This window comes from Kitasatospora sp. NPDC059803 (assembly GCF_042732255.1).
Taxonomy (GTDB): Bacteria; Actinomycetota; Actinomycetes; order Streptomycetales; family Streptomycetaceae; genus Kitasatospora.
Genome location: NZ_JBHWIJ010000112.1, coordinates 1 through 15,893 on the forward strand (window position 1 = coordinate 1; position 15,893 = coordinate 15,893).

Annotated in this window: 5 protein-coding genes and 1 pseudogene; 4 read left to right on the forward strand and 2 right to left on the reverse strand. The window is 67.9% G+C overall.

Annotated features, from left to right (window positions below; genetic code table 11):
* Window positions 1-68 precede the first annotated feature (68 nt).
* Window positions 69-3,632 (reverse strand): ricin-type beta-trefoil lectin domain protein, encoded by a 3,564-nt coding sequence (locus ACFV6I_RS19305; protein ID WP_380426528.1) that lies wholly within the window; start codon window positions 3,630-3,632, stop codon window positions 69-71.
* A gap of 615 nt (window positions 3,633-4,247) precedes the next feature.
* Between ACFV6I_RS19305 and ACFV6I_RS19310 the strand changes: the two genes are divergently transcribed.
* Window positions 4,248-11,414: a polymorphic toxin-type HINT domain-containing protein gene (locus ACFV6I_RS19310; RefSeq protein ID WP_380426530.1), complete on the forward strand. Its 7,167-nt coding sequence runs from the start codon at window positions 4,248-4,250 to the stop codon at window positions 11,412-11,414.
* Window positions 11,415-12,227: 813 nt separating this feature from the next.
* Here ACFV6I_RS19310 and ACFV6I_RS19315 read toward each other — a convergent pair.
* Window positions 12,228-13,114: pseudogene (locus ACFV6I_RS19315) on the reverse strand (tyrosine-type recombinase/integrase); the annotation flags it as partial.
* 529 nt (window positions 13,115-13,643) lie between these two features.
* On the opposite strand from ACFV6I_RS19315, the gene ACFV6I_RS19320 reads away from it, so the two are divergent.
* The 3 genes from ACFV6I_RS19320 (at window position 13,644) to ACFV6I_RS19330 (ending at window position 15,698) form a co-directional block, all read left to right on the forward strand.
* The gene (locus ACFV6I_RS19320) at window positions 13,644-14,714 is read left to right on the forward strand and encodes an alpha/beta hydrolase family protein (protein WP_380426532.1); all 1,071 of its coding nucleotides are present in this window, start codon (window positions 13,644-13,646) and stop codon (window positions 14,712-14,714) included.
* Window positions 14,715-14,911: 197 nt separating this feature from the next.
* Window positions 14,912-15,202 (forward strand): hypothetical protein, encoded by a 291-nt coding sequence (locus tag ACFV6I_RS19325; protein ID WP_380426534.1) that lies wholly within the window; start codon window positions 14,912-14,914, stop codon window positions 15,200-15,202.
* A gap of 181 nt (window positions 15,203-15,383) precedes the next feature.
* Complete coding sequence (locus tag ACFV6I_RS19330) at window positions 15,384-15,698, forward strand: hypothetical protein (protein WP_380426536.1); 315 nt, start codon at window positions 15,384-15,386, stop codon at window positions 15,696-15,698.
* Window positions 15,699-15,893 lie beyond the last annotated feature (195 nt).

The following is a 15,893-nucleotide window of genomic DNA, read 5'->3' on the forward strand; positions in this document are numbered from 1 at the left end:
CCCACCGGCCTGTCTACAGGCTGTTCACGTTCATCGGATCGGCTCAGCTCGCCCCACCGCGAGCGTCATCAGGGCGCGTGCTGCTCGTAGTTGAGGCTCCACTGCTGGTTGGCCTGCAGACCGGGGCAGTTCCAGATCCCGAGCCGGGTGCCCTGCTCGGTGGCCCATCCGGGCAGTTCGAGGCAGCGGCCGCCGGGGTTGTCCGCAGTGACGGTGGCGGGGAGGTAGATCCGGCCGTCCGGGCGGACGGCCCACTTCTGGCCGGTGTTTCCCACGCAGCGGGAAAGGATCAGGCCGGTTCCGTTACCGAGGGCGTTGCCCTTGGTGGAGACGCACCAGCTGCCGGACCGGATGGTGCCGTCGGTGGCGAAGTTGAACCGCTGGTTGATGGTCTGCCAGCAGGCGTAGGCGGCAACCTCGGTGCCTTCGTTGGGTCCGCCGATGGAGTCGGCGCACAGCCAGTTCACCAGCTGGGAGTGGATGGTGACGCTGGAGTCGGAGAAGCCGGCGAAGGCCGGCGGGACGAAGCCGTCGACCTTGCCCTTGGTGCCGGTGCTGCTCTTGCCCGCGAAGATGGAGAGCGCGTTGCTGTTGTCCATGACCCAGAGGTCGGGGGTGCCGTCGTTGTTGAGGTCTCCGGCGCCGATCCGGGGGTAGTCGCCCGCCTTGACCGGCTGGCCGACGTCCAGCTTGATCCCCTGGTCGGGCTTGGTGAGGGCGGAGTAGTCGACCGTTCCGTCGGCCTTGTAGCCGAGCGGGTAGGCGAAGAGGTCGCCCGTCGTGCGGTTCCGCGCCCAGATGGTGGTCTGGTAGGTGGGGTCGGTGGTGCCGGGGACGGCGGTCGCCCCGTTGGCCGCACCCGGGTTGAGCAGTTCCAGGTCGGCCCAGCTGCCGGAGACGGCCGGGAGGTAGGTGGCCGCGTCGAGGGAGTCGGCGAGGCCGTTGGGCTGGAAGAGGTAGAGGTTGTTGTTCTCCAGGGAAAGGATGGAGGTCTGGGTCATGATGACCTTGCGGGCTTCGTTGCCCGGCTCACCACCCACGGCCTCGCCGTCGGGCGTGCCGATCGCGATGACCTGCGAGGCGCCGCTCCAGTTCTTCTGGCTGTAGCCGGAGCAGGGCTTGCCGGTCTCGTAGGTCGTGCAGGCGGGCCGGTTGAGGGCGATCGGAGTCAGGGTGTCGAAGCGCCCGGTGCCGTTGTTGGGGATCAGGTAGAGGGCCTCGCGCAGCTTGGAGGTCGCGTCCTTGGTGTAGTGGGCGAGGATCTCGTCGACGGCCTGTCCGACGGCGAAGGTGCCGTGGTGGCTGACCTGGTAGTCGGACCAGGTGGCGCCGTAGTCGCGGTTTCCCGGGGCAGCGGCGGCTGGGGCGGCCAGGGACGTGGTGGGGTCGATGGTGCCGCCGATGACGCGCAGGTCACCGTTCCTGTCGACGGTGATGACGTCGGGCTTCTGGTCGTTGTCGACGTCGCCGAACAGGGGCTGGGTGTCGGGCTTCCATGGGACGTAGAAGTTGTAGACGGCCGGCTGGCTGTAGTTGCCGGCGTTGTCCATGGCCCAGGCGTACAGGGTGTTGGTGCCCCAGTCCCTGGGCTTGTAGGTGTACGGCTGGCCGGGGGGCAGGGTGCCGTTCTGGCCGCAGCGCCAGCCGACGACCGGTGTCGGGTCCGTGCTCACGCGCACGCAGGCCACGCCGGAGGCCTGGAGCCCGGCGCCGGGGGCGGGGTCCTCGGCGTTGATGGTGAAGGCGCCCGGGTCGTTCATGTACTTGGCCGGGGTGGGGTTGGGGGTGCCCGACGGCGGGAAGTCGGTCGAGCTGATGCTGACGCGGGGGTTGGTCCTGTCGACGCGGAAGTAGCACCACGGGGTCATGGGCGAGGTGAGGATCTCGTCGGTGGCGCGAGCCGTCCAGCCGTACTGGTGGCCGTCCGACAGCGATCCCACGCTCACGGAGGGGCCGGGGTCGTTGTAGTTGAGGCCCCAGGCTCCGGGAGTCGCACTGAAGTTGGGGTCGTTGTCATCCCACATGTGGTAGCCGGTGTAGAGGGTCTGACCGGCGGGCGAGTTGCTGTTGGCGGTGAGGTAGATGTCTCGGTTGCTACCGATCCAGCCGGGGTTGTCCCAGGGGTTTGCGCCGCCGGTGGTGCACTCGGTGGCGCTGTTGTTCCAGGCAAAGCCAGGAGCGGGGCTGGTGCGCGGGTACCAGACGGTCGGGATGATGTCGTAGGTGGTAGTGATGTACGGGCTGTTGGCAATGTAGTGCCGGTACAGCTTCTCCCACTCATTGTTCATCGGGGCAATGGCGGCGGTCCACCAGGGCCACTGGCCTGCGATCGCCTGCTTCATGATGTCTGTCACGTCGACGGTCAACGGGCCGGTGCCGGTGATCCACTGGCCGTTGACTGTCGGGCAGTTCTCCATCGCGACATCGCCATTGGTGCCGCAGGGCTGATCGTTCCAACTGGTGTGCTCGTGGATGGGCTTGGGAGCCGAGTACACCACGAGCGGCGTGTTCGTGCCTGGGCTGGAAGCGCCGGTGACCTGGAAGTTCAGAGTGGAATTGAAGATCGTCGGCGGGCTCTCGGCGCCACCCGGCTTGGTGTAGAGCACCGGGTTGATGCCGAACTGGAAGTAGGCGCGCTGGCGGCCCAGGTCACCACAGTCCAGGCTCGGGTCACTGCTGTGGTAGCCGCAGTAGCCGGTGGCCAGGTTGCTCTTCTTGTTGAAGTTCTCCGCCTTCTTGTGGTTCTCCTGAACCTCGACGGAGCCTTGGACGGAACTGGTGGCCGTGACCAGGGAGGGGTCGAGGTACCAGGGACCGTCGCCGGATCCGAGCGCGTCGTGGTTCGGTGTCAGTTCGATGGCCGAAGGCGTGATCTTGGTCGTGATGGCGGCCACGTTCGCGCCGTCACCCGGTTCCTCGGCGGTCGACGGAATCCCGCTCGCACTCCCCGTGGGCGCGGGCGTCGGGGCGGCCGCCAACGCCGCGCGCACCGAGTCCCTGGAAGCCCGGTCCGCAGTGGCGGTTGTGGAGGGCGCAGGCTTACTGGAGTCCCACTGCAACGGCACGGGGGCGCGGAAGCGCGTGGCACCGCTGTCGTCGACGACGGTGATGCCGCCGGACTGGTCCTTCGCCATGGACAGGCCCTGCGCGGAGACGGGGAAGGTCAGCGACTTGAGCGCCGCGCTCTCGGCAGCCTCCTTGGTCCGCACAATGATGGCGTCCCGCCAGCCGCCCTGGGACAGCGCGGTCAGCTGCAGATCCACACCGGGGAGGACGTCGGTGTAGGTGGCGTTGGCGCCGGTCACGGACGGCTTGGGCAGGGCGAACGGGGCGTTCACCGCGAGGCTCTTGCCGTCGTCGGTCGTCACGGTGGCCATCGGGCCCGTCCCGCCGCCGGAGAACTTCAGCCCGGTCGTCGCGACGGCCGGGCTGAACGTGCCGTCGGCGTTGACCCGCAGTGTCGAGTCGATGTCAGCCCATGCACCTCCACGCTTGGTTCGTACAGCCTGGGCGTTGTCCGTGCTGGTCAGCGTGCCGTCGGGGTTGGCGATGGTCTTGGAGACCTCGCTGGTCAAGGTCTCGACGGTGACCGGCTTACCGGTCGTCTTGGCCTTGGCGATCGCATCCAGCATCGCCTGCTGCGCAGGGGTGCGGGCGGGTGCCGGTGACGAGGGGACGAGCGGTTTCACTCCGCCCACAGGGCCATGGGTCGGCGGGGCGAGGGCGGTGTCGGCCGCGAGCGCCGCCGGCGCGCTGAGCAGGGCCAGACTCAGGACGCAGCCGGTGCCGAGGGCGGTCAGCGCGAGTATGCGCCTGCGTATGGAAGGTGTTGGTGGTGTGTGCGCGATTGTGCCTGGAGTGCTGGTCATGCGGATTGCAGGGTCCCTCCCGGTCGGGCCGCACCCTCGATGGGGTGCGTTCGGGTGGGAACGATGCGTGCTGACCTGCGGATCGGTCAAACCCTTTGTCAGTTCATGCCGATGTGTCCGGATGAGCCGCAGATCAGGAGATCAAGACTTCATAAACATCTCATGTGCGGCACTCATGCGACCTGGTGGCGTGTCAGTGGGTGCACATATCGTCACCTCGATCCTGGCACATCCATGTCCATATGACGTTGTGTCGACAATGAGTGAGGAGACACCACTGTGGTGGTTTGGCCTGCCCGGAAACGGGCCGGAAAACGAATAGGCGGCCGATGGCGGTCGCCGGCTGTGGCGGCCCTGGTCGCTCTCACACTGACCGGGGTGAGCGTGCCGCCGGCGGCGGCATGGACCTACCCCGAGCCCGAGGGGGAGGTCTGGGCTCCTCCGAACACGCCCCTGGGAAGCGCGGCCCCCTCCGTCAAGGGACACGATGCCCAGCCTCCGGGCGCCAAGACGGCGGTCAAGGCAGCGGGCTGGAAACCGGAGACCGCTCCGCCGGTCGTCACCGGCACCGCGACGGTCGTGCTCGGCTCCGACAGCGCCGAGGCCGAGGCGGCCCGCAGGGCCACCGGTGGGGCTTCACCCGCCTCCGGTGGCATGACCGGAACCAAGGCCGGAGATCTGGCCGTCCGGGTCGCACCGGGAACCGGCCAGGGTGAGAGCGCGCACGCCGTCACCGTCGAGGTGGCCGGACAGGACAAGGGCAAGGCCGCAGGCGTCAACGGGCCGCTGGTGGCGCTGGCCGACGCCAAGGCGTCGGTCGGTGGCGACGGGCGGCAGGCGAGCGTCACCCTGGACCTGAAGGCCCTACAGGCGGGCGGGTGGTCGGACCGTGCCGGCCTCGTCGCGCTCCCGGCCTGTTCACTCACCACGCCGGAACGCCCCGAGTGCCGTACGCAGACTCCGGTTCCGGTGAGGAACGACGGCTCCGGCACGATCACTGCGGATGTCACCCTTCCCCCTGCCGCGCCTGGCAACGCCCAGGGCGGTGCGGTGAAGGCGTCGTTCACCACGGCGAATTCGTCCGCCCAGGCGCCTGCGCAGGCCCTGACCGTCGGCAGCACCGGGGGAACCGGCGGCTCCGTGGTCCTGGCCCCCGCGGCCTCCCCGTCGGGCCCCCTGGGCAACTTCACCGCGACGCCGTTGTCGTCGTCGGCGGCTTGGACGGCGGGCTCCAACACGGGCAGCTTCACCTACAGCTACCCGATCCAGGCACCCCCGGCCCTCGGCGGCGCCGCACCCACCGTGGCACTGAGCTACAACTCCGCGAACGTGGACGGCAAGACGTCGTCCACGAACGCGCAACCCTCGTGGATCGGCGACGGCTGGGGCTACGAACCCGGCTACATCGAGCGGTCCTACCGCAGCTGCGACAAGGCCGGCATCACCGGCTCGGGCGACCAGTGCTGGGGCGGACAGAACGCCACCTTCTCCCTCGGCGGAAGGGCCGGTGCCATCGTGCGCGATGACGACACCGGCATCTGGCACCTGGAAAGCGATGACGGCACCAAGGTCGAGCAGCTCACCGGCGCTCCGAAGGCGGCGGGTGATGTCGACTACCAGGGCATGGAGTACTGGCGGATCACCACGCCCGACGGTGTCCAGTACTACTACGGCCTCAACCACCTGCCGGGCGGTGACGGCAGCGATCCGGCCGCGAACTCCGTCCTGACCCTTCCGGTGTATTCACCCAACAGCGGCGACCCCTGCTACAACTCCGGCAGTGGTAACAACTCCTGGTGCCAGATGGCCTGGCGCTGGCAGCTCGACTACGTGGTCGACCCGCACGGCAACCTGACCACGTACAAGTACGCCGCCGAGGGCAACAAGTACAACCGCGGCCGTGTCCAGAGCGGCGGCACCGGCACCCTCGCCGACTACCAGCGGACCGGCTACCTCAAGGAGATCGCCTACGGCCAGCGTCTGGACGAGCAGAAGGCGACCAAGGGCGGCGCGAACCCGGCGGCGAAGGTCCTGTTCACCGTCGCGGAACGCTGCATTCCCGGCGGAGCGATCACCTGCTCCGAGGACCAGCGCACGACGGCCAACGCGGCCGCCTGGCCGGACACTCCGATCGACCAGATCTGCACCGACAGTTCCTGCGTGAACTCGGCGCCCACATTCTTCACGACCAAGCGGCTGACCGAGATCGCCACCCAGGTCCTGGCCAGCTCCGACTACCGCACGGTCGACACCTGGAGGCTCAACCAGAAGCTCGCGGATCCCACGGACGGCACCAAGCGCCTGCTGCAGCTCGACTCCGTGCTGCGTGTGCCGAGCAACGGCCAGGCGGCGATCGAGGACCTGCCTGCCGTCCAGTTTCAGTACGACATGCGCGCCAATCGCGTTGATGGCCTCGTCCCAGCATCGCCGATGTTCAAGCGCCCGCGCCTGATGGGCATCACGACCGAGACCGGCGGTCGGATCGACGTCATCTACTCCGACCCCGAGTGCTCCCGGGTCAAGAACCACATGCCGTCCTCCGAGGATGGCAACACGATGGCCTGCATGCCCGTCAAGTGGTACCCGGAGTTCCTGTCCTCGAAGGACCCGATCAACGACTGGTTCGACAAGCCCCTCGTCAAGGCCGTCGTCGAGCAGGACCTCGTCAGTACACCCACCATCGGCAAGACCACCGAGTACACCTACAACGGTGAGGCCGCCTGGCACCGCAACGACGCGGAGTTCACCGACTCCAAGACCCGCACCTGGGACCAGTTCCGCGGCTACCAGTCCGTCACCACCACCACCGGCAGCGGTGGCTCCAGTGAGGCCCCCAAGACCCAGCAGAAGGTCACCTACCTGCGGGGCATGAACGACGACTACCTCGCCAACGGCAAGACCCAACGCAGCGTCCAGGTCCCCAGCCCGCTCGGCGGCACCGTCACCGACAGCGCACAGTTGTCCGGCCGCGTCGTCGCCACCGAGGTCTACGACCAGGCCGGTGGAACAGTCACGGCCGTCTCCGGGAACACCTACAACGGGCAGATGAGCTCCGCGACGCATGCCCAAACCGCGGGCGCGCCGAAGATCCAGGCGTGGCTTTCGGACTCCGAAACCACCGCGATCACCAAGGCCAAGCTCTCCGACGGCAGCTGGCGCACGACCACGACGGTCACGACCACCGAGCCGGCCAACGGCAACCGCGTCGTCAAGGTAGACGACAAGGGCGACGGCACCGCCGCCACCCCCGGGACCTGCACGACCACCGGCTACGCGGTCAGTGACAACCCCCAGCTCCTGACCCTGGCGTCGGGAATGACCACCTTCCAGGGGTCTTGCAGCGCGACGGCCACGGCAGCCAACACCCAGTCCAGCAGCCGCATTGTCTACGACGGCAAGCCCTTCCAGCAGGCCGGCTCGATCGGTGACCCCACCAGCACCGAGGTCCTCGACCACTTCGACCAGGCCGGCAACCCCGTCTACACCCATGACGGCAGTGCGACCTTCGACGCCTACGGCCGGTCCGTCACGACTGCGACAACCGATGGCTCGACCTACGACCGCAACGGCGCCCAGCTGAGCGGGCCGTCGGTCACGCCTGCCGTCACGGCGCTCGCCCGCACCCCGGCTGCCGGACAGCTGCCGACGGAGGTCCGCACCACCGGACCGATGGGAGCCGCTTGGACCACCACCGTCACCCAGGATCCGGCCCGCGGCTCACCTCTGGTCAGTAAGGACATCAACGGCCGAGTCACCACCGCCCAGTACGACGCCCTCGGTCGCATCACCGCGGTCTGGGCGCCCGACCGGCCGACCGAGGAACTGCCGAGCCGGAAGTTCACCTATCTTCTGAACGGCTCCAAGGCACCGTCCACCGTCAAGACCGAATCGATCAACGACGACGCGGTCACCTATTCCGCGAGCATCGACATCTACGACGGCCTGGCACGGCCACGGCAAACCCAGAGCACCAGCGCCGCCAAGCCGACCGGGCGCCTGATCACCGACACCGTCTACGACACCCACGGCTGGGTGATCAAGACCTCGGCTCCGTACTACGAACAGGGCTCCTTCCCCACCGAGTCCGTCTTCGTCCCGGCAGCCGACGGCCAGGTCCCCGGCCAGACGTGGAACACCTACGACGGCAACGGGCGCGTCGTGCGCTCGGAGTTCCGCTCCTACGGCAACCTCCAGTGGGCCACCAACACCGCCTACCCCGGCGCCGACCGCACCGACGTCACCCCGCCCTCGGGCTCCACACCGACCTCGACCGTGGTCGACGCCCGAGGCCGCACCACCGCCCTGGGGCAATACCGGACGCCGACCGCGACCGGCAACCTGGCCGACGCGGACGTCACCAGCTACGGATACACGCCGGGTGGTCTCACCACGTCCCGGACCGACAGCAGCGGCAACGCGTGGAGCTACTCCTACGACCTGCGCGGACGCCAGACTTCGACGTCCGATCCGGACGCCGGTACGACCCGGACGTTCTACGACGTCAACTCGCGTATCGACCACACCGTCGACGCCAAGAACAACACCCTCTCCTACACCTACGACCTGCTAGGCCGTAAGACCGGCACCTTCAACGGCGCCGTGGCGCCCACGAACCAGCTGGCCTCCTGGAGCTACGACACCCTCGTCAAGGGCCAGCCCACCTCCTCGACCCGCTATGTGGGCGGAGCCGGCGGCACGGCCTACACCAAGGCCGTCACCGACTACGACACCGCCTACCGCCCTCTCGGCTCATCGATCACCATCCCGTCCGCCGAGGGCGCACTCGCCGGTACCTACACGACGACCAACACCTACAGCCCGGTCATCGGTTCCCTGACGAAGGTCGGCATTCCCGCCGCCGGCGGCCTGCCGGCCGAAACCGTCAGCTACGGCCGGACCATCACCGGCCTGCTCACCGCGGCCGCCAGCCTCAGCAAGGCCGTCATCGCCAAGGTCGAGTACGACGCCCTTGCACGCCCGGTGCGTACGACGGTCGGTCAGTACGGCAAGCAGGTCGTCTCCACCCAGCAGTACGACTGGGCCACCGGACGGGTCATCAACAACTTCACCGACCGCCAGGTTGGAACCGTCTCGGTCGACCAGACCAGCTACACCTACACCCAGTCCGGCCAGATCACCTCCGCCACCACCATCCAGGACGCCTCGGCGACCGACACCCAGTGCTTCACCTATGACCACCTCCGCCGGCTGACCGGCGCCTGGACCGACACCGCGGGTACCTTCACCACCGCCGACTGGACCGACTCGTCGGGCGAGGTCCACGGCACCGGCAGCTCCACCACCGTGCCCGGCGTCGGCGGCTGCAACAACGCGAACGGCCCGGCCACCGTCAACCCCGGCGGACGGACCATCGGCGGCCCGGCACCTTACTGGAACACCTACACCTACGACGCGACCGGCAACCGCACCGGCCTCGTGCAGCACGACATCACCGGCAACAGCCTCAACGACATCACCACGGCCCAGACCTTCGGAGCCGCCAAGAGCACCAACTCCCCGACCAGCGCCCCCAGCACCGGCGGCGGAACCGGCGGGCCCCACGCCCTGCTCACCTCGACCACCAGCGGGCCGGCAGGTACCAAGGCCGTCAGCTACCAGTACGACGCCAAGGGCAACACCACCGCCATCACGGACACCGGCGGTACCACCACCCTGGCCTGGAACGGCGAGGACAAGCTCGACTCCGTCACCAAGACCGGCCAGGCCGGCGCCACCACCTACCTGTACGACGCCGACGGCAACCAGCTCATCCGCCGCAACCCCGGCAAGACCACGCTCAACCTGCCCACCGACGAGCTAACCCTCGACACCGGCAGCGGCTCCACGAGCAACGTCCGCTCCATCACCGCCCCGGGCGGACTGACCTACACCCGCGTCACCGCCGCCATCGGCGGAGGCACCGTCCTGATCCAGGCCGCCGACCCGCACGGCACCAGCGGCCTCCAGGTCAACACCAACGCGACCCAGACCGTCACCCGCCGCCCCACCGACCCGTTCGGCAACCCCCGCGGCACCCAGCCCGGCGCCAACCAGTGGGCCGGCACCAAGGGCTTCGTCGGCGGCAGCAAGGACGACACCACCGGACTCACCAACCTCGGCGCCCGCCAGTACGACCCCATCCGCGGACGCTTCATCAGCCCCGACCCCATCCTCGACGCAGCCGACCCCCAACAGTGGAACGGCTACGCCTACAGCAACAACAACCCTGTCAACCTCTCCGACCCCAGCGGCCTTCGCCCTGAGGGCGTCTGCGGCGGATTCGGCACCTGCACGGACGACAAGGGAAATGTCACCACCGAGACGTTCAAACTCGAAAGAGACGGCTCCTGGACCGAGACCTACTGGAACCAGTGGAGCGGCAGCAGGGACCATCCCAATGTCGTAAGCAAGCACGTCTTCATCATCAACCGCGGCGGCACGCTCAAGGGAGCCATCAAGGAAGCCTTTGAAACCGCCCAGTACATTCCCGGGCTGAACGCCATAGGCGCCGTCGGATCCGCCGCCATGGACGTCTACGACGGCAATTACCTGAGCGCCGCCCAGAACGCCGCAGGCCTCATCCCCGGTGCACGCGTTGCCGGGAAGGCCGCAAAGGCCGTGGAAAAGGCCTATGCCGTCGAGCAAAAAGTCGAAGACGTCGCGAACGCGGCATGTGACATCACCAATCTGCTCAACACTGCGCACAGCTTCCCCCCAGGCACGCGAGTGCTCCTGGCCGATGGCACAACTCAAGCCATTGAGAATCTCCAGGCCGGCGACCAGGTCCAGGCAACGGACCCGACAACGGGGAACACGGAGTCCAAGCCCGTCACCCGCACAATCCGCACGCCGAATGACGAGCACTTCACTGAACTGACCCTTCAGATCAACGACTCCGACGACGAATCAGGCACCGCAGAAACCCTCACCAGTACCCAACACCACCCTTTCTGGGACGAAACCGCCCGCCGGTGGACAAATGCCTCGGAACTGCAGCCCGGCGACGAAGTCCGCACAGCAAACGGTCGGACCATCACGATCCAAGCCTTGAGGAACTACGAAACCGTCCCACAAACGGCCTACGACCTCACCGTCGCAAGCACCCACACGTACTATGTGCTGGCGGGAGCCACTCCGGTCCTTGTTCATAACTGCGACGGAAGTAAATGGACGCCCGACGAGAACTACTCGCCGGAGGCTGTTGCTGCTAGAAGTGCAGAAAATAAGGCGTACTACGAGACTCCGCAGAACAGGCATGTCATCGGCCCCGGCGAGGTCAGGACCGGTGACGTACACGGTGACGCTGTCGTCCGGGGCGGAACCATCCAGGGCAACGTGCACGGTACAGTGGTTATAACGGAAGGCGGGACCGTCATCGGGAACGTCCAAAACGTGGTCCAGATCGGCACTCATAACGTCATCGGCGAGCTAGGCCCCCCGGGTTCTAATTCTCTCGTCGGCGATGTTTCTGGCGCCACTGTCCAGGCTGGACGTGTCCACGGTCAAATCTCCGTCGGCGGCCGCAAGCTGTGGCCGATTAAATGAGATACTGATTCAACCCCAAATATTCGAAGACCTCAAGAAAATCAACACGCCGGAGTTATGTGAGGGACTGCATATCGCGCGGCAAATGAGACCAACCCTGCGGTAGCGGAATTTCGAACTGGCTTGCGGAGAATGAGTGGTCCCTCGACTCGACGTCGGGGGCCACCCATAATATTTGACTCGGCGGCACTATCTCCACAGAACACGATTGAGTCGATTGTATCGGCGGGTTGGTCGCTAGGATTGTTGCTGGTCAAGCGTCATCCCCACATCACGTGACGCGTTTTCGATATTAATCGACCGGGGGCTCCTTGCCCTCGTTGCGATGTGGTTCGAAAGTGGATCTCCGCGAGTTCTCCTCCCGCCACGACCAGGCGTTCAGATATATGAAACGGCGACCCGCAGGGCAGATCATATCCGGATTCCTTCCAGGCTCTCCAGCTTTCATCCTATCAATGGGAATCCTTCGGGTTTCACCTGCAAGCCGACGACCTGGGGCCAACGTGGCGCGCGAGAGGAAGTTTATGGAAATGCGTGAGTGGATCTCGGCGGTATCGTCCATCTTGAAGGGCCCGAAGTCATGCATAAAATGCCCTAACTGCCGCCAGGGTCTCCTTTCTGTGGATTATCTCGGATCGGCGGAATCCAAGAATGAGGCGCGGGTCTATTGCAGTCATTGCGATGCTGAGTCATGAGCTAGAAATCCACCCTCTCCGCCTGTTGATCTCGAAGGCTAGTAGATAACCGAGAAGCCCTGCCAGAGAAATCCTGGCAGGGCTTCTCGGGGCTTAACGGCACTAGTTGACGGCAACTTCAGCGGACGGGTGCGGCACAAGGCGGAGGTTCGTCGCTGTCGTTGGGGCCTGCGGTGACTGCGGAGGGCATGTCGAGGAGGCGATGGCGTCGTGTTGGAGGCGGAGTCGGACGTGGGCGTAGACGGTGGCGGTAACGCTGATGTGGGCGTGGCCGAGGAGTTCCTTGATAACGACGAGTTCGACGCCCTGTTCCAGGAGGAGGGTCGCGTTCGAGTGCCGCAGGTCGTGGAAGCGGATCTGGCGAAGGCGGGCGCGGCGGAGGAGTGCGTTGAAGTAGCGGGTGAGGGTGGCAGGCTCGATGGGGTGGCCGTCGGGCAGGTGAAGACATGGCTGCTGTCCACCCAGCCTGCACCTGCCTTCTCCTGGGCCTACTGCTTGCGGTGAGCGCGGAGCGAGAGCAGACAGGGAGCTGAGAGGGCGATGCGGCGTTCGGAGCTGACTGTCTTGGCGGGGAGGGTGGTCAGGCCCCCGGTACGTGTGCGCTGGAGGGTGCGGCGGATGCTGGCGGTGCCGCTGCCGTGGTCGAGGTTCCCAGCGCAGGCCGAGGAGTTCACCCTTTCGCAGGCCGGTACGGAAGGCGAGTTCGAACAGCGCGTGGAGGCGGTGGCCCTGAGCGGCGATGTGGAAGGTGCGGGCCTCGTTGGTGGTAAGGGGTTCGAAGCGGCGGGGGCGGGGTGTGCCGGTGCAGACGTTGCGGGCGACATTGCACGGAATCTCTTCCTCCCGGACAGCGTGCTCCAGGGCGGACTTGAGTACGGAGTAGATGTAGGCGAGGGCCAGCGGGGAGAGCCGCTTGCCGTAGCACGCGCCGGTGGCGCAGCAGCGGGGCTGGTCGCGGGCGGCGACGAGGCTGCAGGCGCAACACTGGCAGGTGGTGCAAAGCTGGCCCCCGTGAGATGGGTGTAGTCCAGGGCCACGGTCCAGCCGTCGGCTCGGGCGGGGTGTCGTCGGACAGCGGGGGGCATCGCACTTCCGTATGGGGGGCTTCTTCGGACCGAGGATCACTGAGCCCGGACGGGGTTCAGGGTTCGCGTGTCAGCGGTGCCGGGTCACTGTAGGTGGTGCATGGAGTCGAAGGCGTGGCCGGTGTGGGCTCCGATGCGCCACAGGACGGGCGGGGCCTGCGAGGCGCTCAACTCTGTGCAAAGGCGGGCGATTTACGCAAGGGCGGGCAGGTGGAGGTGGGGTCGTCCGGGTGGGGGGTGGGGGCGGCGTGGCGGGTGCGACCTGGGGTGGAGGGGGTTAGGTCGTGGGCAGGACGCGGTGGGGGTGGGGGCGGGCCTAGCGTGGCGGTATGTCGACAACTTCTCGGTGGCGGAGTGCTGTTCTGCTCGCCGTGCCCATTGCCGTCCTGCTTTCGTTGGCCGGTCCGCAGGCCGCGCTGGCGGCTTCTCCGACGGCTGGAACGCTCTCGTTGAGTGCGGCGACGGAGGTGCCGCAGGTACCGCAGGTGCCCGCGCCGACGACGCGACGGACGATCGGTGCCGCGTCGGTGCACCTGGTGGACAAGGCCCGGCACGATCCCTGGCGGGCGGACGCCGCCAGTCGCGAGCTGATGGCCACCCTCTGGTACCCGGCGCAGCCCGCGCGCGGGGAGCACGGGGAGCAATTGCCCTACGTCTCCCCCGAGGTGTCGTCCGCGCTGTTCGGCACCCCGGCTGTCAGCGAGGTGCGGACGGGTGTGAAGGCCCGTACGGTGCCCGCGCCCGGGCGGCACCCGGTGGTGGTGCTCTCCCCCGGTTACGGCTTCAGCCGCACCTCGCTCACCGCCCTCGCCGAGGACCTCGCGGCCCGGGGCTACGTGGTGGCCGCGCTGGACCACACGTACGAGACGGTCGTGCAGTTCCCCGACGGGCGGGTGGAGACCTGCCTGATCTGCGATCACGTGGACGACCAGCGGGCGGCCGAGGTCACCCGCAGTCGGGCGAAGGACATCAGCTTCCTGATCGACCGCCTGACCGCGCCCGGCCCCGGGCTCGTCCGCGGGTTGCAGGTCGACCGCTCCCGGATCGGCGCGGCCGGCCACTCGATCGGCGGCGCGAGCGCCGTCGAGGCGATGAGCGAGGACCGGCGGATCCGCGCCGCCGCCAACCTGGACGGCGACTTCTTCGCCCCGCTGCCGGCCGACGGCCTCGCCCGCCCGGTGCTGCTGCTCGGCGCCCAGCGGCACGCCGGCAGGCCCGCGACGGCGAACTGGGACGAGACCTGGCAGCACCTGACCGGCTGGAAGCGCTGGCTGGACCTGCCGGAGGCCGGCCACCTGTCGTTCTGCGACATGCACTGGCTGGTGGACTCCCTCGGTGTCCGCGACCAGTTGCCGCCCGACACCACCCCGGAGCAGTACGGCACCATCAAGGGCGACCGCGCGCTCGCCGCCACCCGGGCGTACCTCGGCGCGTTCTTCGACCGGCACCTGCTCAACCGCCCGAGCCGACTGCTGGACGGCCCCTCGGCGGCCTTCCCGGAGGTCCGCTTCGCCAAGTAGCAGGTGGCGATCGGCGAGCAGCTAGCAGCGAGCGGCAGGTAAGGAGTGGCGAGTGGGCCGCCGACCGCACGGCGGCGGCCTGGGGCGCCCGATCAGGTGATTCGGCCGCCGCAGGGCTGTGACCTGCGGCGGATCGGGGCAGTCCTCCGGCGCAGCCGCCATCCGCGGCGGCTCCCCGGACACCCTGGAGTGACGACATGCGACGGATCAGCAAGGCGCTCGGCGCGGTGGCCATGGCTGCGGCGGTGGCAGTGGCGATGCCCGGCTCGGCCCAGGCGGCCACCGGTCAACTGCGGGTCGGATTCAAGACCTACAACAACCCCTCAGGCTGCTACCAGAGCGACATCTGGCCCCTCATCGTCGAGAACCTCACCGACAAGCCCGCCGACGTCCACGATCGGCCGGGCTGCGAGGGGCCCGTCATCGGTGTGGTGAACCCGGGCGAGACCAAGACGTTCGAGTTCGGCGCGAGCGTGAGAATCGCCTGACCCTCCGGACGGCGAAGAGGCCGGTCGATCCGACGCGATGTCGGGGCGGCCGGCCTCTTCGGTTCGCTGCCGTCGCCAGGGCGCGCAACGGGATGACGTGTTCATGCGAATGGGTCGATACGCAGGTGGGTCGCAGGGGAACTGTCTGCGGAGTCCCGTCCCCCACCACGGAGGTCCCCTCATGAAACGACTGCTCTTCGTCGCCGGCATGGCCACCGCCATCCTGAGCCTGACCGGTGTCGGCGCCGCCGGCGCGGCCGGCGGGAACGCGCACGGCGTCCCCGGCAAGCGGGCCGGTGAAGTGATCCGGTGCGATGAGGTGGACGCCGACGGGCCGAACGTGATGGGCCGCTCCTGTGACAGCACCACCTGGGGGCCGCTGAGCGACTTCGTCGTCATGGACCGGACGTCACGCGCAGGGTACGAGTGCCAGAGCGGCTGGGCCGAGGGCTCGCTGTGGGTGAACGGGCAGGGCTGTCGCCCCATCCCCGCCTGATCGACGGCCGACTCCGGGCCCCCGCGTGGGCGGCACCCCACCGCCCACTGAAGAACCGGAACGCGCGGCGCCCAGGGCCCTCGCCCCCCCCCGCCCGGGACGGGCGGACCCCGCCGACCGGACGCACCAGGCGGGCCGCGCCCGGCCACACCCCCCCAGGGGGGGGGCCCCCCCGCCGGGGCCCCTGATGATCGA